Annotated in this window: 17 protein-coding genes; 10 read left to right on the plus strand and 7 right to left on the minus strand. The window is 70.2% G+C overall.

Annotation, left to right across the window (positions count from 1 at the left end; all coding sequences use genetic code 11):
* Positions 1–179: 179 nt before the first annotated feature.
* A complete protein-coding gene (locus ACFYVL_RS00785) occupies positions 180–1,385 on the plus strand; it encodes an Ig-like domain-containing protein (RefSeq protein ID WP_389240322.1) in 1,206 nt (401 codons plus the stop codon).
* Positions 1,386–1,647: 262 nt separating this feature from the next.
* Here ACFYVL_RS00785 and ACFYVL_RS00790 read toward each other — a convergent pair whose 3' ends face one another.
* The 4 genes from ACFYVL_RS00790 to ACFYVL_RS00805 all read right to left on the minus strand — a co-directional run bounded on the left by ACFYVL_RS00790 (position 1,648) and on the right by ACFYVL_RS00805 (position 3,971).
* Positions 1,648–2,457: an endonuclease I family protein gene (locus ACFYVL_RS00790; protein ID WP_389240324.1), complete on the minus strand. Its 810-nt coding sequence runs from the start codon at positions 2,455–2,457 to the stop codon at positions 1,648–1,650.
* 395 nt (positions 2,458–2,852) lie between these two features.
* On the minus strand, positions 2,853–3,155 hold the full coding sequence (locus tag ACFYVL_RS00795; protein ID WP_389241289.1) for a DUF4260 family protein: 303 nt from the start codon (positions 3,153–3,155) through the stop codon (positions 2,853–2,855).
* 112 nt (positions 3,156–3,267) lie between these two features.
* Positions 3,268–3,426 carry a hypothetical protein gene (locus tag ACFYVL_RS00800; protein WP_389240326.1) on the minus strand — a complete coding sequence of 53 codons (159 nt, stop codon included), beginning with the start codon at positions 3,424–3,426 and terminating at the stop codon, positions 3,268–3,270.
* Positions 3,423–3,971 (minus strand): TetR/AcrR family transcriptional regulator, encoded by a 549-nt coding sequence (locus ACFYVL_RS00805; protein WP_389240327.1) that lies wholly within the window; start codon positions 3,969–3,971, stop codon positions 3,423–3,425. The genes ACFYVL_RS00800 and ACFYVL_RS00805 overlap by 4 nt, the downstream gene beginning before the upstream one ends.
* 691 nt (positions 3,972–4,662) lie before the next feature.
* On the opposite strand from ACFYVL_RS00805, the gene ACFYVL_RS00810 reads away from it, so the two are divergent.
* The 3 genes from ACFYVL_RS00810 to ACFYVL_RS00820 all read left to right on the plus strand — a co-directional run bounded on the left by ACFYVL_RS00810 (position 4,663) and on the right by ACFYVL_RS00820 (position 8,572).
* A complete protein-coding gene (locus ACFYVL_RS00810; RefSeq protein WP_389240329.1) occupies positions 4,663–6,723 on the plus strand; it encodes an ATP-binding protein in 2,061 nt (686 codons plus the stop codon).
* A gap of 591 nt (positions 6,724–7,314) precedes the next feature.
* Positions 7,315–7,731: a tyrosinase cofactor gene (locus tag ACFYVL_RS00815; RefSeq protein WP_389240331.1), complete on the plus strand. Its 417-nt coding sequence runs from the start codon at positions 7,315–7,317 to the stop codon at positions 7,729–7,731.
* Between the two features lie 16 nt (positions 7,732–7,747).
* Positions 7,748–8,572: a tyrosinase family protein gene (locus ACFYVL_RS00820; RefSeq protein WP_389240333.1), complete on the plus strand. Its 825-nt coding sequence runs from the start codon at positions 7,748–7,750 to the stop codon at positions 8,570–8,572.
* A 10-nt stretch (positions 8,573–8,582) separates the two neighbouring features.
* On the opposite strand, the gene ACFYVL_RS00825 is transcribed toward ACFYVL_RS00820, so the two are convergent.
* Both ACFYVL_RS00825 and ACFYVL_RS00830 read right to left on the minus strand, forming a co-directional pair.
* Complete coding sequence (locus tag ACFYVL_RS00825) at positions 8,583–9,407, minus strand: alpha/beta fold hydrolase (RefSeq protein ID WP_389240335.1); 825 nt, start codon at positions 9,405–9,407, stop codon at positions 8,583–8,585.
* Between the two features lie 50 nt (positions 9,408–9,457).
* Positions 9,458–10,078, minus strand: coding sequence for a TetR/AcrR family transcriptional regulator (locus ACFYVL_RS00830; protein ID WP_389240337.1), 621 nt, complete (start codon positions 10,076–10,078; stop codon positions 9,458–9,460).
* A gap of 121 nt (positions 10,079–10,199) precedes the next feature.
* Here ACFYVL_RS00830 and ACFYVL_RS00835 point away from each other — a divergent pair, with 121 nt between their 5' ends.
* Together ACFYVL_RS00835 and ACFYVL_RS00840 are read left to right on the plus strand one after the other, a co-directional pair.
* Positions 10,200–10,871, plus strand: a complete 672-nt coding sequence (locus tag ACFYVL_RS00835; RefSeq protein WP_389240339.1) for a DUF998 domain-containing protein — start codon at positions 10,200–10,202, stop codon at positions 10,869–10,871.
* 79 nt (positions 10,872–10,950) lie between these two features.
* Complete coding sequence (locus tag ACFYVL_RS00840; protein WP_389240341.1) at positions 10,951–11,163, plus strand: DUF4287 domain-containing protein; 213 nt, start codon at positions 10,951–10,953, stop codon at positions 11,161–11,163.
* A 246-nt stretch (positions 11,164–11,409) separates the two neighbouring features.
* On the opposite strand, the gene ACFYVL_RS00845 is transcribed toward ACFYVL_RS00840, so the two are convergent.
* The gene (locus ACFYVL_RS00845; protein ID WP_389240342.1) at positions 11,410–11,910 is read right to left on the minus strand and encodes a hypothetical protein; all 501 of its coding nucleotides are present in this window, start codon (positions 11,908–11,910) and stop codon (positions 11,410–11,412) included.
* A gap of 554 nt (positions 11,911–12,464) precedes the next feature.
* Here ACFYVL_RS00845 and galE point away from each other — a divergent pair.
* From galE to ACFYVL_RS00865, 4 genes are all read left to right on the plus strand, one after another.
* Entirely contained in the window at positions 12,465–13,460 is a 996-nt protein-coding gene (gene galE / locus ACFYVL_RS00850) for a UDP-glucose 4-epimerase GalE (RefSeq protein WP_389240344.1), read from the plus strand.
* A 248-nt stretch (positions 13,461–13,708) separates the two neighbouring features.
* A complete protein-coding gene (locus ACFYVL_RS00855) occupies positions 13,709–13,966 on the plus strand; it encodes a hypothetical protein (RefSeq protein ID WP_389240346.1) in 258 nt (85 codons plus the stop codon).
* Between the two features lie 211 nt (positions 13,967–14,177).
* Entirely contained in the window at positions 14,178–15,473 is a 1,296-nt protein-coding gene (locus ACFYVL_RS00860) for a GNAT family N-acetyltransferase (protein ID WP_389240348.1), read from the plus strand.
* Positions 15,474–15,989: 516 nt separating this feature from the next.
* Complete coding sequence (locus ACFYVL_RS00865; RefSeq protein WP_389240349.1) at positions 15,990–18,275, plus strand: PP2C family protein-serine/threonine phosphatase; 2,286 nt, start codon at positions 15,990–15,992, stop codon at positions 18,273–18,275.
* Positions 18,276–18,397 lie beyond the last annotated feature (122 nt).

Here is an 18,397-nt window from a genome sequence, read left to right on the forward strand (position 1 = left end):
AGCCGCCCATGACCGGCCCGTACGACGAATGTGACCGGACCATGACCGTTGCTCACCAGTCGCCGTCACATTGCCGCGAAGGCCCTGACCTGCCCCTGTCCGGTTCTACAGTCGCCAATCGGGCCGTCGGCAGCGACCTTGCCGCCCCTCTCCCCGCCCGTCCCGCCACGGAGGTCCCGTTGCCCCGCACACCTGTCCTCGCCCACCACCCGATACGTACCGTCGTCGCCGCGCTCCTGCTCGCACCGCTCGTGGCCGCCTGCTCAGCCGGACCCGCTCCGGCCGGGGCGGACGCGGCCACGGGCACCCGGACGAAGAGCGCCGACCGGCCCGTCACCGTGCAGGTCGTCCCCAACGGGCAGCGGGCCCGAGCGGGACAGCCGGTGAGCGTCACCGCGACGGACGGACGCCTCACCTCGGTGACCGTCACCGACGAGAAGGGAGGAAGACTCGCCGGGCAGCTCGCCCCCGACGGCCGCACCTGGACCTCCCGGCGCAAGGCCGCGCCCGGGACGGCCTACACGGTCGCGGCGGCGACCCAAAGCCCCGGCGGCACCGCCGGCACCAGCCGGTCCTCCTTCACCACCGCTCCGGCGACCCTGGTGAACAAGGTCGACTGGCGGCCGGGCACCGGCACCACCGTCGGTGTGGCCCAGCCGGTCTCGCTCGTCTTCGACCGTCCCGTGAAGAACCGCGCCGAGGTGGAGAAGCAGTTGAAGATCACCACGTCGAACCCCACCGAGGGCTCCTGGGGCTGGATGCGCGACTGGTCGGGCAGGGACCGGGTGGACTGGCGGCCCAAGGACTACTGGCGGCCCGGCACCAGGGTCACCGTGAACGCCGAACTGAACGGGACCGATTCCGGCAGCGGATCGTTCGTCCGCGACTACACCACCACCTTCACCATCGGCGCCCGCCAGGTGGTCGAGGTGGACCTCGACAGCCATCGCCTCACCCTTGTGCGCGACGGTCGGACGGTGCGGCGTATTCCGGTCTCCGGCGGCACACCCGGCGGCGAGAAGCGTTCCTGGCGCGGGACCGCCGTCCTGATGGCGAAGGAGGGCACCATCAACATGAACTCCGAGACGGTGGGCCTGCGCGACGCGTACGACAAGATGGTCGACTACTCGATGCGGCTCACCTGGTCGGGCATGTACGCCCATGCCGCCCCCTGGAACTCCCCGTACTTCGGCCGGGCCAACCGCAGTTCCGGCTGCATAGGGATGAGCGACGCGGACGCGGCCTGGTTCTACGGGCAGGTGCGGGCGGGCGACCCGTTCGAGATCAGCGGCAAGGACACCAAGGGGGTCGTCGCACCCGGCAACGGCTTCGGCCAGTGGAACCTCGCGTGGACCGACTGGCAGCGCCTGAGCGCGCTCCGCTGAAGCTGAAGGGGACACGTACGGCCCGGGTTCCGGCGAAGCCGACGGCCGCTCCCGCCCGGCAGCCCGGACCGGCACCCGGCCTCAGGTGTCGCACCGTACGGCGCGGCCGACCGCACCGTTCACCCCGCCCGCGCCGTGCTGCGGCGAACAGGCGGCGGGCAGGGTGAATCGCGGATCGGCGGGGTGAGGCACCGGGGCGGGGTGAGGCACGGGTTGGCGGGACTCCGCTCCCGGCCGACCTCTCACCTGCCCCTGGGCCCGTTCACCAGATGTTCTCGACCCACTCCGGGTGGTCGACAAACGGGTTCCGGTTGTGCTGGTAGGTGCTGTAGATGACTTCGTTGCGGCGCTGCTCGAAGGCGCTGGGCGGGTCCTGGAGCGACCACTGCTTCAGTACGGACAGCCGGCCGATCGCGGGCAGGGACCCGTTGCCCACGCGGTCGTTGGGCTCCAGGTCCGCGAACCCGTCGCCGCCGTCGTAGCGGACCGCCATGTACAGGATCATCCGCGCCACGTCTCCCTTCACGGCGTCGCGCGGCTCGAAGCTGTCGCTGTCGGTGTAGTTGCCGCTCGCCCCGGGCACGGCGCCGCCGCCGTTGTCGAAGTCCTTGTTGCCGCGGATGCTGTTGACCGTGACGTCCTCGGGCCGCAGGTGGTGCAGGTCCGTGCCGGGCCCGGTCGAGGTGCCGAAGTCGCCGTGGGACTTGGCCCAGACGTGCTCGCGGTTCCAGTCGCCGCTGTTGCCCCCGTTGCGCGTCTTGGCGAGGGACTTCCCCGTGTACAGCTCGATCACGTTGGCGCTGTTCGCGGGGTCCTGGTCGGTGTTCTTCAGTGCTTCCCACACCTGGTCGTAGCTGACCTTGGTCTGGGTGCTGATGATCGAGTGGAGCGCGGCCTTCAGGGCTGCGCCGTTCTTCCCCTCCGCCGCCGCGTAGTACCCGTCCAGGGAGTCGGCCACCGGTATTCGGGCGGAGTCGGCGGGACGGGCGGAGGAAGGAGCGGCGGCGATCAGGAGGGCGAGGGCCGCGACCGCGGGCACCGCGGTGCTGAGTCGGATACTGCGACGGGACATGTGGGTGGGGTCCTCTCACGATGCCCGGCACAGGGCCGGGTCCGGTCGGCACGAACGCTGACCGGACCCTGGCACACCACGGACAACACAGGATGACGTGCACGCAACAACTACACGCCTCCCCCACCACCTTCCCGCCGCACACCACTGTTGGCGTACTCGCGTATGTGAGGACGGGAGTACGGATGAACGTGCGGAGCAAGTGGCAATCGGTTGGTACGCGTTGACATACGAGACGACGCGACGGTGGATCCTCGCCACGTCGATCAGACCGGGTGAAGGTCCGGCCGCGAGCCCACCGGCAGGGCAAGCGAAATCCATGGTCGAGAGCCTTGGTCGAGGTCGTGGCGGCCTTCGGGTACCACGGCCGGAGGTGCGGGCCGCTCGGCCGTCGCTCAGCGCTGCCAGCCGTCGGCAGTACGAAGTCCATAGCCGAGCGCGCGGTCGAGGGAGATGTGCAGCAGCCAGGCGAGTCCGAAGGTGAACAGCGCCGTGCCAGGCGCATCGGGCAGCAGAACGCAGACCACGAGCCACAGAAGAGGCGCGATCGGCCGGTGGACCAGGTTGTAGCCGGGCACCCGGCCGCGGGTGAGCTGCCCCGGCTCGTGCGTCCCCGACGGTCCGATGAGGAGCGTCAGGTCAGGAGCGAAGACGCCCACGATCCCCAGCGGAATCGTCCCGCCACCGTGGTTGACCATCTCCAACACGACCCAGAACAGCAGAAACGCGCCGAGCAGCGCCCAGGCACCGCGGGCTAAACCCGAGGCCGAACTCCGGGTGGCTCCCTGGACCGTAGGGGATGTCACAAGATCACTCCTGCTCTCTCTTGGCGAGACGACTGATGACGGGATTCCTGTCCGTGCCCTGCTGACGTTCCGGCGGCGATTGCGAGGAGTTGTACTGCAGCGTGTACGCGGCCGGCGGTGCGGGCGGCGGAATCGGGAGCGGCCCCTCGGCACGGGCGGTCATGCGGTGTCTCCCCGGGGCTTGTTCCGGACTGCCTGGGCGAACGCCTCGCAGCCGGTGCGCCAGGCCGCGTCCAGGTCCGCGCCGGGCGGGAAGCGGCCGTCGAGTTCGAGCACGACCATGCCGTGGGCGAACGCCCAGAACGAGCGCGCCGTGTCGATGTCGCCGTGCACCGCACGGGCCAGCGGCAGCGCCGACCGGTCTTCGAGTCCTTCGGGGAGCGCGGTGCGGGCGAGCGGCCGACTGTGGGTGATGCGGTAGAGGTGCGGACCGGCGAGCGCGTGACGCCGGTAGGCGCGAGCGAGCACAAGCAGGGGCGGGTCGGCGCCGATCTCGGCTTCGGCGGCCTCCATCACCTCTGCCAGGCGGGTCATCCCCTGCACTTGGAGCCCGGCCTCGACAGCGGCCTTGTCCGGGAAGTGCTTGTACAAGGAAGGCGCCCGGATGCCGACACGCTCGGCGATGCGCCGCATCGACAACGCGTCCGGCCCTTCCGCGTCGAGCAACTCCCGGGCTGCGGACATGATCTGCTGCGCGCGATCAGCCATGGCGCGCCGTTCGCGCGATTGCCCCGCGGGTGCGGGGTCCGGCGTCGGAAGTCGGTGTACGTACGGGTGTCGGGACCGGGGAGCCGAGCCCTCGGCAGCGCATGCCCGCGGTGCGCTTCACGCGGCACGCCGCCGGCGTCAACAAGGGGAGCAGTGGTTCCTCCCACGCTTTCGGAGGGCCCGGGACAGGAGTTCGCCGTGCAAGGGGCTGGCTGTGGTGGTGCTCACTGCGGTGCTTTCCCATGACAACCAATCAACATGGCTAACGCTGTTAGCCGCTTGCCGCCAAGCTATGGCTAACGGTGTTAGCCGTCAAGGGGGACAGCGAACTTCGGTCCGCCGGGTCCATACGGCGGCGAGTTCTGTCCAACATGGCTGTGGTGGGAGCCAGTTGGAGAGTTCAGCCACGGGCGCGAGCAGGCCGCCCGTACAGAGTGGTCGCGAATCGTCGTGCGGAATGTGCCTCGGGCCGTACTTCCGACGTCCGCACTCGAAACCCCGTACGTCCACAGCTCAGCTCGGTCGGCAACGGCACGCCTGAGACGCGGAGGACCTGCCCCTCCACCGGAACGACGACCGGTGCCCCGGCAGACTCGATACCCAGTCAGTGGCCGGCCCTGCGGCTGGACGAGCGCCACCCGGTACGTCCGTGCCGTACTACAGCGGCGGTTCGTACCGTCAGACTGTCGGAGTGCTCAAGAACATTCCCGCCGAGCTGTCCGTGCTCGTCGGTCGCAGCGAAGAACTCGCCTCGCTCGCGGACTTGCTGAGCCGTCACCGGCTCGTCACGCTCACCGGCTGGGGCGGCGTCGGCAAGTCCCGCCTGGCCCTGCGTCATGCGACCGGCGCGGCTGCGAAAGGGCTCAGCACGGCGTGGGTGCCGCTGTGGACGATCCGCAACGGCAGGCGCCTGACGGATCTCGTCGCGGATGCCGTGGGGTTCGCCAACCACGCGGCCCGGCCCCCGCTCGCGGCTCTGTGCGACCGATTGGCGCACGCGTCCCTGCTGCTCGTACTGGACTCCTGCGAGCACCTGCTGCTGGAGTGCCGGCAGCTGGCCGCGCAGTTGCTCACGAGGTGCCCGGGTGTCTCGGTGCTGGTGACGAGCCGTGAGCCTCTGGGGCTGCTCGGCGAGGAGTTGGTCCGCCTGTCCTCGCTTCCCTACGACGGGGCAGCGCTCGACCTCTTCTCGCAGCGCGCAGCCGCGGCGGGCCGGCCCCTGACAGGCCCACGGGAGAAGGACGCCGCGGTCGCGCTGTGCAGGCGCCTGGAAGGCATTCCGCTCGCACTCGAACTGGCGGCGTCGCAGTTGCCCCACGCGCCGGTGACGGAACTGGCCGGGCGCGCGCTCCTCACGCTGCCCTCTCCGGGCACCGAAGCGCGGCTTCCCTCCGCCTCACCCGACATGGGCCCACCCCGGCACGTCGGCCTGCATACCGCTATCGGGTGGAGTCATGAGCTGTGCACCCCGCAGGAGCGCCTCGTCTGGGCGCGTGCGTCGGTCCTGCGCGGTCCGATCGAGGTGACGGCCGCACGAGCCGTGTGCTCCGGCGGGCCGCTGAACGGCGACGACGTATCGGTGGCGCTGGCGGGCCTGGCCCGCAAATCCGTGCTTCTGGCCGAGCCCGACGGCCGCTACCGGATGCTGGACACCATTCGGGAGTACGGGGGCATGTGGCTGGCCGAGCTGGGAATGAAGGGCGAGCTACGGGCGCGCCACGCCGCGTACTTCGCGGACTTCGCCCGCCGGGCCCACGAACGGTGGCCCGGCGGGGCGCAGAGCGAGGCGTACCGAGCGGTCGAGCGGGCCTATCCGGATCTCTGCGCCGCACTCGACCACCTGCTGGACCACGATCCGCAGGCAGCTCTGGGGATGGCCGGGCGGCTCGCCCTCTTCTGGAACTGCACCGGGCACCTGCACGAGACCCGGTCGTATCTGGAACGCGCCCTGGAACTCTCCGAGAAGCAGGGCCCGGAGGACGCCCTCGCCCTGTGGGCGCTCGGGTTCGCCCACACGTTGCAGGAGGACCACACGACGGGCCTGCTCCTTGCGCAGGAGAGCCTGGAGGCCGCGCAGGTCCACGGGGACACGGCGGGGAAGCTCCGGGCCGCCTACCTGAAGGGTCTGACCCACCTCCTGCGGGGCCGGCCGCTCGCAGCCTGGGCCGCGGCCGAGGACGGTCTGGCCGACGAACCGGACGAGACCGAGGACCCCGGTACGAGGGAGGCGGGGACGCTGTGCCGACTGCTGGCGATCTTCGCCATGACAGGTGTCGGGGACCTGCGCGCGGCGCGCACCGATGCCGAGGAATTACGCGATTGGTGTCTCGGCGCGGGGGAACACTGGACGCGCTCGTACTGCGAGTACCAACTCGCGGTGATCGCCCTGTTCGAGGACCGGCCCGCGGACGGAGTCGCCCACGCCAGGCACATGCTGCGCGCGAAGGCTTCGATCGGCGACCGCTACGGCATCGCACTCGGCCTGGACATGCTGGCGGCAGCCACCGCCGAGCTGGGGGACACCGCTCTGTCCGCTCGCGCGAGCGGAGCCGGTTCCCGCTTCTGGGAGTCGGTCGGGCACCCCCAGAAGGGCACTCCGGAGGTGTGGTCGCTGCGTGAGCGGACCGAACAGAGTGCCAGGACCGCGCTGGGAGACACCCTCTACGACGAAATCAGGGACAGTGTCTCCTCGCGCACTCCGGAGGCGCTGCTCGAAGAGTTCCTCAAGGGGCCGTCGCAGCAGGGCGGCTGAGGATCGGCCCTGGCTGCTCCACGTTCCGATCGTGAGGCGGCCCGGTACCCCTGCCCGCCTCCGTCGGCACGCAGCGGCTGTCGAGGAAACCAACTCGCGCCGACCAAGGCCCGCCCCGCCCTTCAGCGCGTACTCCAGCAGCAGCTTCGGCGCACTCGACCACGGTCACGTTGCCCCTGTTCCAGGGTGTGACTTTCTAGACCGGCAGAGGCACCAACTGCCCGTGGTCCCGCACCTGCGCCCACTACCAGCCAGCCAGAAGCGATGAATCGGGCGTACCGGGCAAGTGGGCACTTCCGTTTTCGGCCACAGTTCCACCCCGCGCATTCCCTGCGGGAGTGGGTGAATTCCTGAAAGATCTTCACTGGACACCCACACTCACAAGGGAATCCCCTCTTCTGTGCGCGGCGAGTGTTCGGTGATGGCTGGATCGAAGTCGGTGACCACGGTCCGGCACGGCGATACCTGTCCGTATCGCAGCCAACCGAACAAGTCCCCCTACTGCGGATGATCATCCTCCGTGTAGGTATGACCACGGCGCTTCCGCCACATCCAACGCCTTCGCAGTCGTGCTCCTAGGGGTTTCCTGTCATGTCCAGAATTACCCGTCGTCAGGCCATGAAAGCCGTCGTCGGCACCGGCGCCGGGACCGGCATCGTACTCACCGGCATGGCCACGGTCTGGGCGGCCACCGCGCCGGCCGAGAGCAACAGCAAGCCCGCCCCGCCCGGCGAGAACGGCGATCCCACGTCGTTCGACGAGGTCTTCCAGGGCCGCCGCATCCAAGGCCAGCCGGTCGCCCACGCACACGGGTCCGGGCACGGCGCGCACGGCGGCTACCGGGTCCAGATCGACGGCCGGGATCTCCATGTGATGCATCACGAGAACAGTGGCTGGAGCAGCGCGATCAACCACTACGAACGGTTCTCGACCCCGCTCGACGCCGCACGCACCGCGGTCATCTCCCTCAAGGGCGCCTCCGTCGTCCCCTTCACCCCCACCGCCTGAACCGGGAGCAGCCGCAATGACCGTACGCAAGAACCAGGCAGACCTCACGAGCGCCGAGAAGAAGGCGTTCGTCGACGCCGTACTGGAGGTCAAACGCATAGGCAAGTACGACGAGTTCGTCGCCGCTCACCGTCTCCGCTTCGCCCTGGACATGAACACCGGGGTCTACGTGGGCCACTTCGGACCGTCGTTCCTGCCGTGGCACCGCAAGTTCCTCATCGACTTCGAGAGCGAACTCCAGAAGATCGACCCGTCGGTGTCGATCCCCTACTGGGACTGGACCGCCGACAACACCGTCGCCTCCTCGGTCTGGGGCCCCGACCTCCTCGGCGGCACCGGACGGGCTCTGGACGACCAGGTGATGGACGGGCCCTTCGCCTACTCCGCCGGCAAGTGGCCGATCACGATCCAGGTCGACAGCCGCCCCTTCCTCGCCCGCAACCTGGGCTACCGCATCCCCACGCTCCCGACCCGGGCCGAAGTCGACGCCGCTCTCGCCATTCCCACCTACGACTCCGCGCCGTGGCGCGACGGCTCGGCGGGCTTCCGTGCCACGCTCGAAGGCTCATCGGGATACATGAGCATGCACAACCGCGTACACACGTGGGTCTGGGGCCAGATGGAGTCGAGCGTCTCCCCGAACGACCCCGTGTTCTGGCTGCACCACGCGTTCGTCGACAAACTCTGGGCGGACTGGCACGCGTTGCACCCCACCAGTGACAAGTACCTCCCGGCCGGAGGGACGGCCGATGTGATCGATCTGAACGACCCCATGCCTCCGTGGACCGGCACCACCCCGCAGAGCATGTTGGACCACACTCCCTTCTACACCTATGCATGAGCCTTCGTGGTTACACCTGACCGACGCCAGGTGGCTCGGTGGTTTCCCGGAGGAACCGATCTAGCGCGGCTTGCAGGAGGCCGGGGCGTTCCAGGTGGAGGTCGTGTCCCGCCCCGGGAACGCTGATGGCCACCGTCTGGGGCCGCCGGTGGAGCATTCCGGCGGATTCCTCCGGGGCGATGATGCCGGACTGGCCGAGGACGGCCAGCGTCGGGCAGGTGATGCTTGCCCACTCGTCCCAGTAGGAACGCCGGGCGTTCTCGGCCAGGGAGTCGACCATCACCTGGCGGTCGAACCGCGGCCACCATGCGCCGTTACGGTCCTCCAGTCCGGCGGCCCAGCCCTCGCCGACCGGGCCGCCGCCGAGGAATTCGGCGGCGGCCTCTCGCGATGGGAACGGGGCCGGCCACGAGTCGAGCCAACTGCCGATCTCGGCGGGCACGTCCGGGCTCGGCCCGCCGGGTCCGGCCTCGATGAGTACGAGCGCGTGGACGAGGTCGGGATGCGCGGCGGCGGTGAGCATGGCGGTGTGGCCGCCGAGCGACTGGCCGATCAGGACAGGCTGCTGGAGGCCCAGCTGGTCGAGGACCGCGACGACGTCGGCGACGTACGCGGCGCGGGAGCGGTCGTGGGGGTGCCGCTCACTGGCGCCATGGCCGCGCTGGTCGACTGCGACGACACGGTGCCGGGAGCTCAGGTGTCGCGCGATCACGTCCCATTCGCCCGCGTGGCCGGCCAGTCCGTGCAGCAGGACGACGGGTGGCTGCGACCCGCCCCAGTCGCGGCAGGAGATGCGTACGCCGTCGCGCACAACGGTGCGCTCGGACCAGGTCATTTGGCCTCTTCACGAGTGTGTCGGGTGCGGTGTGCCGGTGGCGGTGGCGGTCAGCGGTAGGCGGCGAGGAAGGCCCGGACGCCGGCGGTGGCGTAGTGGTCGAGTTCGGCCTCGGTGTGCTGGGGGCTGCCGTGGAACATTGCCTTGTTCACGGGGATCCACAGCAGCAGGCCGGAGAAGTGATTGGCGGCGAGCAGCGGTTCGTCGCAGCGGAGCAGTTTGTGGTCGGCAAGGCGCTGGAAGGTGTCCGCCAGAGTGACCAGGACCCGTTCGAAGCCCTGCTCGTACCAGTTGGCGCCCAGTTCGGGGAAGGCGTCCGCGTTGGCGATGACCAGGCGCCGCAGTTGCAGGACCTGGGGCTGGGTGAGTGCGGCCAGGAACTGGCGGGCCAGGCTCGCCAGGTTCTCCTCCAGCGTGTCGGCGTCCGCCGGGATGTCGGCGACCAGGTCGACCATGCCGTCGATGCGGTCGGTGGTGGCCAGGACGATCTCGGCGAACAGCTTCTCCTTGTCGGAGAAGTGCTTGTAGACGGTCTGCTTGGACACCGCGGCCAACTTGGCGATGTCGTCCATGCTCGTACCCGAGTAGCCCTTGCTCATGAACGCGCTGGTCGCGGCCTCCATGATCGCCTGGCGCTTGAGCGCCGACCGGCCGTGCTCGCTCGCTTCCATGCCGCCTCCCGAATCAGTACTGGACAGTCCAGTTTTTATGTGAGTACTGTACCGTCCAGTTCCAGGCAGTACCACACCGTCTAGTTCCGGCATTGGCTCTCTCCGTCGAGGAAGACATCACATGACCCAGACCCTCAGTGCCCCGATCACCGTGTCCGCCCCGGCCCTGCCGACGCCGCAGGCCCTGCTGGCAGGCGCCGCCGTGGCAGGCCCGCTGTTCCTGGGCGCGGGCCTGCTGCAGGGCCTCACCCGCGACGGCTTCGACTTCACCCGCAACGCCCTCAGCCAGCTGAGCCTCGGCGGCCTCGGATGGATCCAGGTCACCGCCTTCGTACTCACGGGCGTCCTGGTCATCGCCGGCGCGGTCGGGATGCGCCAGGCGCTGCGCGACGCGCCCGGCGGCACCTGGGCGCCGCGGCTGATCGGCGTGTTCGGTGCCTCGTTCCTGCTCGCCGGCGCCTTCGCGGCCGATCCGGGTGCCGGGTTTCCCGTCGGCGCCCCCGAGGCAAGCACCGCGTCCATGAGTACGCACGGCGCCCTCCACATGCTCAGCGGCATGGTGGGCTACCTGGCACTCTGCGCAGCGTTCCTCGTACTGGCCCGCCACTTCGCCGCCCAGAACCGCCGCGGGTGGGCCATCGCCACCCGCATCGCACCGGCGGGAATCCTCGCGGGATTCGCCGGCTCGTCCGCCACCGTCCTGGCCTTCACCGCCGGAGCCGGACTCGGCCTTCTCTGCCTCACCGCGGTCACCGCCCGGCTGATGGCCACGGCAAACCCCGCAGGGCGGTAGCCGCCGCCTCCCCTGCCCGCCACTCCCGGCAACACGCCAATCCACGATCACCCAGCGCGAACAGACAGGATCCAGCAGCATGACCGAACCAGTGAAGGGCCCCGCCAGCTACTTCCCCTCCATCGAGAAGAAGTACGGCCGACCGATCGACGAGTGGAAGGACCTGATCCGCTCCTCACCCCTGACCAAGCACATGGAACTCGTCACCTGGCTCAAGACCGAGCACGGCATGGGCCACGGCCACGCCAACGCGCTCGTCGCGCACACCCTCGCCGAACACAGCGGAAAGTAAACAGCGCCTGACGCCCCATAGGAGAGACCCCGGCCTCCCGCGTGATCAACCGCGGGAGGCCGCGATTCTTGCCCCGACCGCCCCGGGGCAGGACATCGCCTGGTGGTCGTAACCAGGGCGTCTCCCGACGTTCCCGAGCCGGGGGGCGGATGTCTGCGCAGCCCGCCGAAGGTGCGCATGACGCTGCGCCGAAGATCAGCCGGATTGCGGTCGAATGCTCCGGCCCGCCCGGCGACAGGGGTCGGTTCAAGCGTCCGGCGCGTCCCGGGTGAGGCTGCGCACCCACTCGACATCCGGCATGTGCGAGGCGTGTCCGCCTCGGACCGGTGACGGTTCGACGGCGGCGCCCGCCGGGTCGAGCAGACGGCGCAGTCCCGTGCGCATCAGCGCGCCGTCCACAGCGGCGATGCCACTGAGCCGCAGTACGGAGACACCCTGGTCGAGCGCGGTCATGAGCTGTGCGATGTCGTCGACGGGCACATGCTCGCCTTCCGGCCGCCCGGCGGCTGCGGCCCGCCCGTAAGCCTGCAGCAGGACCTCGACGCGCGCCCGCAGCAGGCCGATGAGCTTCTCGTCGCGGGCCGCGGTCGCGACGAACTCCAGCATCGCCAGGCCGAAGCCCCGCACCATCGCCTCCGCTTCCTCCCCGGGTTCCACGTCCGGTTCCGGCAGGGGCGTGCCGGACGATTCGGGAGCCGCGAAGGGTTCCCAGTCGGCGCCGCGCAGGGCCTGCAGGTCGTGGTCCATCACCGCGAGCGCAGCAGCGCGTGGGACCCGTACCGGTGCCGCATCGCCGTAGGTCGCGGGCAGGGCAAGGTCCAAGGCAAAGTACCCGGTGCGGAGGTGGCCCTACGCCCGCGCCCACCTCCGCTGCCCACGGCTACTTCCGTCGGCAATCCCTGCGGCGCCTCCCTCGCGGGGGCGCATGCCCTGACAGGCGGCGTACAGGAGTGGACCGCCAGCGCGTGCCGGCCCTACGCCCCGGCCGCGCGACCACGTTCCCCGTGAAGACCCTGTCAAGGCCCAGCTACCGGGCCGTTTCCCGTTGCTGCACTACGGCGACCGGCAGCCCTTCCGCTGGCAGGGCTGCTGCTCTGAGCACTTCGGCCGCCGCCCCGGATCTCGTTGTCCTCACCGCCGGTTTCCGGGTGGCCGCCGAGGCCCACGGCCACGCATGCGCAACCCGGCGACGTACCGCCTCCCGCTACAGTGCGCGCCGTGCCCGGCGTCCGTTCGACGTCCGTACGGCAGAAGCCGGGCCGCCACTGCACATTGCTCCCCGAGCGGAAGACACCACCACCATGAAGATCCTTATCGCGGGCGGGGCCGGGTTCATCGGCTCCACCATCGCGTCCGCCGCCACCGACGCCGGCATGGACGTCGTCCTCCTGGACGATCTGAGTGCCGGCCGCCGCGAGTTCGCCCGCGACCTGCCCTTCTACGAGGGCGACATCGCGGACGGTGACCTCCTCGACCGCATCTTCATCGAGCATCCCGACATCGACGCCGCCGTCGACTGCGCCGCGCTGATCGTGGTCCCCGACTCCGTTTCCGACCCGCTCGGCTACTACGCCACCAACGTCGGCAAAGGGGTGGCGTTCCTCCAGCACCTGGCCCGCAACGGGTGCGAGCGGCTGCTGTTCTCCTCCTCGGCCTCCATCTACGAGGCCCCCGACGGCCACCCGGCAGTGGACGAGACCTCGCCGATCCGCCCGCTGAGTCCGTACGCGACGACCAAGGCCATGTTCGAGACGATCCTTGCCGACACAGCCGCCGCCGGGATCCTGAGCGTCATCTCCCTGCGCTACTTCAACCCGATCGGCGCGGACCCGCAGCTGCGCACCGGGCTCCAGATCCGCACACCCACCCACGCCCTCGGCGCCATGATCACCGCCCACCACAGCGGCGGCACCTTCTCCATCACCGGCACCGACTGGCCCACCCGGGACGGATCCGGCATCCGCGACTACGTCCACGTCTGGGACCTCGCCCTGGCCCACGTCGCCGCCCTCCAGCAGTTCGACAAGGTCACCGCCAACGAGTACGCCCAGGTCATCAACCTGGGAACCGGCGACGGCACCACCGTCCTCGAACTGATCGCCGCGTTCGAAGAGGTCACCGGCAAGACGCTCCCCACGCGGACCACCGCGGCCCGGCCTGGAGACTCCGCCGGCGCCTACACCAGCAGCACCCGCGCCCACGACCTCCTCGGCTGGCGAGCCCAGCGCACCCTGCACGACGGCATCCGCGACTCACTGGCCTGGTACGACAAGCGCGACACCGTCCTCACCGACTGACCCCTTCCCCCGCACACCAGCGTGGCCCGGACGCCCGCTCCGGGCCACGCCGACCAGCAGACCCCACACCGCAGCACCGATCACGTATCCACCGACAGCGTCGGCCGGCACAAGTCCTGACTCGCCCTGACCAAGCCCGCCGAGTTCTCCACCCCGAAGAGGATCTGGCTCGGATCGTGGTGGTGCACGGTATCGGCGAGCAGGTGCTGCCAGCAGGTGCTGGGCGAAGAGGCGCTGCTGAAGGACTGGTGGCCGCCACTGCGGGACGGGCCGTGGCGATCCGGCGGCCCGCACGTCGCGCCGGATGGGGTGTGCTCTTCTCGGAGTTGGTGGCGTTCACCGCTGTCCGGTTGATCGCCGCCTGGGGCGAGGTGTTCCCGCGCTGGATCCCCGTGCTGCGCGGACGCAGGGTGCCGCCGCTCGCCGCGGTCGTCCCCGCCGCGATCGGTACGGTGCTGCTGAGGGTCATCTGGACAGCCGCCTTCGCCGCGGACTTCGCCGGATGACGCTCCAGTGGAGACCGCGGTTCGATGAGGGCCGCACCCGGTTTCGACGCTGCGATCCGATCGGTTCAGCTGTCCAGCTGAACCAGTCCTCGAGCGATGACCTGCTGTGACGTGGCTGGTGCCTCAGCAGAAGCGGTCGTCGCAGGCACCATCCACAGGTACTCAAGTATTTGGTTGTCTGCCGACGATGGTTGTGGATCTACTGTCCGTCATGGCTATTCAGGTGCGTCCACCACAGCGGGACGAAATGCACGCGTACTACCGGGCCTTGCCCTTCGCGAACGGGTTGCCGCAGTGGGAGCCGGCTGCTGCCGCGTGGCACGGTGGTCCGGAGCCGTGGCCTCCGCAGCGCACCCCGGCGACCGCCGAGCAGCTGGAGGAGTGGGCGGAAGCCGACGTCAAGGACGAGACCTTCCACCCGATCGCGACGTTCGCAGACGGCGCGTGCGTCGGCGCGTCCGCCGCCATCTCCTTCGACGTGACGGTTCCCGGTGGCGGGACGGTCAAGGTCGCCGGTGTCACTTCCACCGGGGTGATAGCAACCCATCGGCGACACGGCTACCTGCGGCGCATGATGCAGGCCATGTTCGATGCCGCCCTGGACCGGGGCGAGCCGTTGGCGATGCTCAGCGCCAGCGAGGGCAGCATCTACGGCCGGTTCGGATTCTCGCCGGCTACCTTCCGCGCGCGGTGGGAGCTGGACCGTAACGACGCTGCCCTTCTTCCGGCAGCGCCCGACCCGGGTTCGCTGGAACTGGTCGACGCCGCGCAGGCGTCGCAGTCCTGGCCCGTGGTGCACGCACAGGTGCGTGTGCAACGTCCCGGTGAGCTCACCCCCCTGCCAGGGCGCTGGGACAGCCTGTCCGACAACGCGGACGGCACGAAGGGCCCCCTGCGGTATCTCGCCCACCGCGACGAGCACGGTGAAGTAGACGGCATCGCCAACTTCCGCCTGCCGTGGTCCTCGACAGCCGCAAACGCGGGAACGCTCGTTGTCGAGGCGCTGGAGGCGACGAATCCGACCGCATATCGCGCGTTGTGGAGTCTGCTGGTCGACTTCGACCTCACCAGAACCATCGTGGCGCCCGGCCGCCCGCGCGACGAACCGCTGCGGTGGATGCTCGCGAACCCGCGGGCGATGCGCATCACCCGGCAGTCCGACAACATGTGGGCTCGCCTTCTCGACATCCCCCGCGCCCTGACGCAACGCTCGTACGACACCGTCGGTGAGGTGGTGTTCACGATCGATGACGACCACATGTGCCCGGCAAACAACGGGACGTGGCTTCTTCGCGCAGGCGATACATCGGTGACATGCGTGGCCACCGACCAGCAGGCAGATGCGACCATCACCATCTCGGCACTCAGTTCGCTGTACCTCGGCGGCATGTCGGCGCAGAACCTGGCGTACGCGGGTCGCATCACGGCGCACGCCGACGATGTGGTCGCCCGGCTGAACCGGCTCTTCCGCGTCGACCCCGAACCGCACAACTCCTTCGGTTTCTGAGCCGGCTGTCGGCCGCCGGGTCTTGTCGGGCTCGTATGTCGCTGCACGGTCGTCCGGGGCGTGGTCGTTCGCGTTGGTTCGTCCCCTCGACCGCGTCCAGGTCCTCCGCGTCCTGGACGCCGTCCTCGCCGACGCACGTCGTGTCACCGCCTCGACTCCCACCCGCCACCCGCAGCCACTACGGCTGACGGCCTACGGCCCGGCGCACCCATATCCCCACAGGAGTGCGGACCCTGCTCGTTCAGTTCTTGGGGGGAGCCAGGTCGCGGAGCGCCGAACCGCGCCCCGGTCCCGCCACCCGGGCCCGGTGGGAGGCCGAGGCTCATAGTCAGGTCGATACGTCATCAGAACGCGAGCCCTCAAGCGCGAGGTATCGCCAACGTTTCAATACCCATGGGAGCATTTGAATAGATTTACCCTCTCTTGCTGGAGTCCTGGAACGGACCATCGAGAGAGAGGGCCGCGGTGGCCACAGGTGCGGGCGGGGCGTCCGAAGTCAGTCCGGTAGTCGGTCCGGTGCACGACAAGCCACAGCGGTACGAACCGGTCCGGCTGGTGCTGGGGGCCGGGTCGGCCCTCGGCGTACTGGTGCCGGTCGTGCACAACTCCATGGTGAGCCAGGCCGGAGCCGAACTCGGCATGACGCACCACGAGCTGAACATCGCCCAGGTGCTGGGCGTCGTCGCCGCGCTGACCGGCCTGTTCGCGGCGGGCCGCGCCGTGGATGTGCACGGAGTACGCCGGGTCGTGCTCGGCGCCCTGGCCGGAACGACTGCGGGAGGTCTGCTCCTGCTGGGCGCGGCGGGCCCCTGGACGTACTGGGCCGGGCGCGCCGTGGAAGTCGGTTCCGTCATGGGGCTGGTCGTCGCCCAGTTGGCCTCGGTACGAAGGCTTCATCTCTCGGGAAGGATCGGCCGGGCGATCGGCAGTGCCTTCGCGGTGACCGCGGCGGTACTGCTGCTGGGCCTGCTGCTGCGTGCCACGGTGGACGGCGGCCGGACGGTGCAGGCCGTACCCCTGGTGGGGGCCGTGGGCCTGTGGTGGGCCGCGCACCGGTTCCTCCCCCGGGACCGCCCCGACCGCCCGGTGGCGCGGTCCCTGCCGTTCTACCCGGTCGCGTCCATTGCTCTGATCGTGGTCGCGGGCGGCCTCCAGGCCACCCCGCTGCGGGGCTGGTCGGACTTTCAGGTGGCGCTACTGCTCGGTGCGGCCCTGACGCTGCTGGCGCTCTGCTGTACCCCGGAGAAGGCGGAGGTCCTGCGGCTTCCGCGCCATGTCGCGGGCCGATGGCGGAAACCCGTTACGGCGGACTCCCACGGTCCGCGGGTGTTCCCGGTGGCGGTCGCCGGGGCGGTTCTGGGGTTCCTCCTGGTCACGCTGGTGACCGTCGTGCCCGTACTGCTCACCGCGCGCGGCGCGGGGCAGGTGCACAGTGCCGTGGCACTGGGCGGCTTCTGCGTCGGCTTCGCCGCTGCGGGACTGTGCGCACGCGAGCGGGTGGTCACCGCGACCACGGGCGCCTCGCTGGGGCTTACGTTCGCCGCGGTGTCACTGGCCTTCCTGACAGCTCTCCCCACGGGTCCCCTCGCCGCGACCGCGGTGGCGACCGCCCTCACCGCGCTGATGGCCTTCGGCACCGTCCTCGCGCAGGTCCCGTGCCTGGCCGGATTCCTGATCCGGGCACCGGCACGGGCGGCCGGCAGCAGCGCCGTCGCATATCCCGCGGCGATCGTGCTGGGAGGCTCCGCGGTCACGGCCCTGCCCTACGAGACCGCGCTCTCCGCGCCGCAGTGGGCGGCGGCCGTGTACGAGGTGCTGTGGATCGCCGTGACCACCACCGCCCTGGCCGCCGTGGTCCTGGGACGCTCCGCGGTCGCGATCTCGGTCGCCTCCGCCGCCGCTGCCCAGTACCTGCTGGTGACCGTGATCGCCGACGAGCAGCACGCCCGTCGTCCCCTGTCCATCACCGCCTTCCTCACCGTCGGCGTCATCGTCGGCATGGCCGTCTGGGCGCGGGGCAGACAGGCGGAGCGGTACGCCCGCACCCGAGCCGCCGCCGAAGCCCTCCAAGAGGCGGTCCTACGGCCCTTGCCCCCTCACCTGGGCACCCTCGGCATCGCCGGGCTCTACCGTCCCGCCACCGCCGACACCGGCGTCGGCGGCGACTTCTTCGAGGCACTCCACACCCCCTACGGCACCCGGTTCCTCATCGGGGACGTCCGGGGCAAGGGACTGCAGGCCGTACAGACCGTGACGGACGTACTCGGCTGCTTCCGCAGCCAGGCGTACGAGACGCCCGACCTGACCGAGCTCGCCGCCCGCCTCGACCGCCAGCTCCAGCGCGCCGCGACCGCCCGCGGGGACACCGAGCTCTTCGCCACCGCGCTCCTGCTGGAACACCCGGACCACGGCGACCACACCCTCGCCCTCAACCACGGGCACCTCGCCCCGCTGGCCCTGACCCCCGGGCACACCCGCGAAGTCGAACTCCCCGCCCTGCTCCCCCTGGGATTCGGCATGCTGGACGGTGAACACGGCCCCGCACCCGCGGCCGTCCCCCTGCCGCCGGGCACCGCGCTCCTCCTGTACACGGACGGCCTGACCGAGGCCCGCGACGCCGACGGCAGGTTCTACCCGCTGGCCCAACGCGTGGCGAACGTCCCCGTCACCAGCCCCGAAGCCCTGGTCCACCACCTGGTGGCAGACGTCACGGCCTGGACTCCCCAGCTCACCGACGACATCGCCGTCATCGTCCTCACCCCCGCCACGGGGCACAACGCCCCCCGCAACCCGGCCCGCTGACAGGCTGGCGCCCGCGGGTAGCCGCCGCCCCCGCTTCCAGCAATGGGAGCAGGTCGGCCGGGTACGGCCGGGCGCAGCGTGGTGGCCATGGGCTCGGGGACGCGCCGGGCCCGCCCCTGTCC

The organism is Streptomyces sp. NPDC004111, from assembly GCF_042874215.1.
Classification (GTDB): Bacteria; Actinomycetota; Actinomycetes; order Streptomycetales; family Streptomycetaceae; genus Streptomyces.

Coding starts and splice junctions, on each gene's coding strand:
- ACFYVL_RS00840 (WP_389240341.1), top strand. CDS start 10,951: ATGACCGAACCAGTGAAGGGCCCCGCCAGCTACTTCCCCTCCATCGAG.
- ACFYVL_RS00830 (WP_389240337.1), bottom strand. CDS start 10,078: ATGGAAGCGAGCGAGCACGGCCGGTCGGCGCTCAAGCGCCAGGCGATC.
- ACFYVL_RS00805 (WP_389240327.1), bottom strand. CDS start 3,971: ATGGCTGATCGCGCGCAGCAGATCATGTCCGCAGCCCGGGAGTTGCTC.
- ACFYVL_RS00845 (WP_389240342.1), bottom strand. CDS start 11,910: ATGGACCACGACCTGCAGGCCCTGCGCGGCGCCGACTGGGAACCCTTC.
- ACFYVL_RS00790 (WP_389240324.1), bottom strand. CDS start 2,457: ATGTCCCGTCGCAGTATCCGACTCAGCACCGCGGTGCCCGCGGTCGCG.
- galE (WP_389240344.1), top strand. CDS start 12,465: ATGAAGATCCTTATCGCGGGCGGGGCCGGGTTCATCGGCTCCACCATC.
- ACFYVL_RS00820 (WP_389240333.1), top strand. CDS start 7,748: ATGACCGTACGCAAGAACCAGGCAGACCTCACGAGCGCCGAGAAGAAG.
- ACFYVL_RS00815 (WP_389240331.1), top strand. CDS start 7,315: ATGTCCAGAATTACCCGTCGTCAGGCCATGAAAGCCGTCGTCGGCACC.
- ACFYVL_RS00835 (WP_389240339.1), top strand. CDS start 10,200: ATGACCCAGACCCTCAGTGCCCCGATCACCGTGTCCGCCCCGGCCCTG.
- ACFYVL_RS00795 (WP_389241289.1), bottom strand. CDS start 3,155: ATGGTCAACCACGGTGGCGGGACGATTCCGCTGGGGATCGTGGGCGTC.
- ACFYVL_RS00825 (WP_389240335.1), bottom strand. CDS start 9,407: ATGACCTGGTCCGAGCGCACCGTTGTGCGCGACGGCGTACGCATCTCC.
- ACFYVL_RS00860 (WP_389240348.1), top strand. CDS start 14,178: ATGGCTATTCAGGTGCGTCCACCACAGCGGGACGAAATGCACGCGTAC.
- ACFYVL_RS00800 (WP_389240326.1), bottom strand. CDS start 3,426: ATGACCGCCCGTGCCGAGGGGCCGCTCCCGATTCCGCCGCCCGCACCG.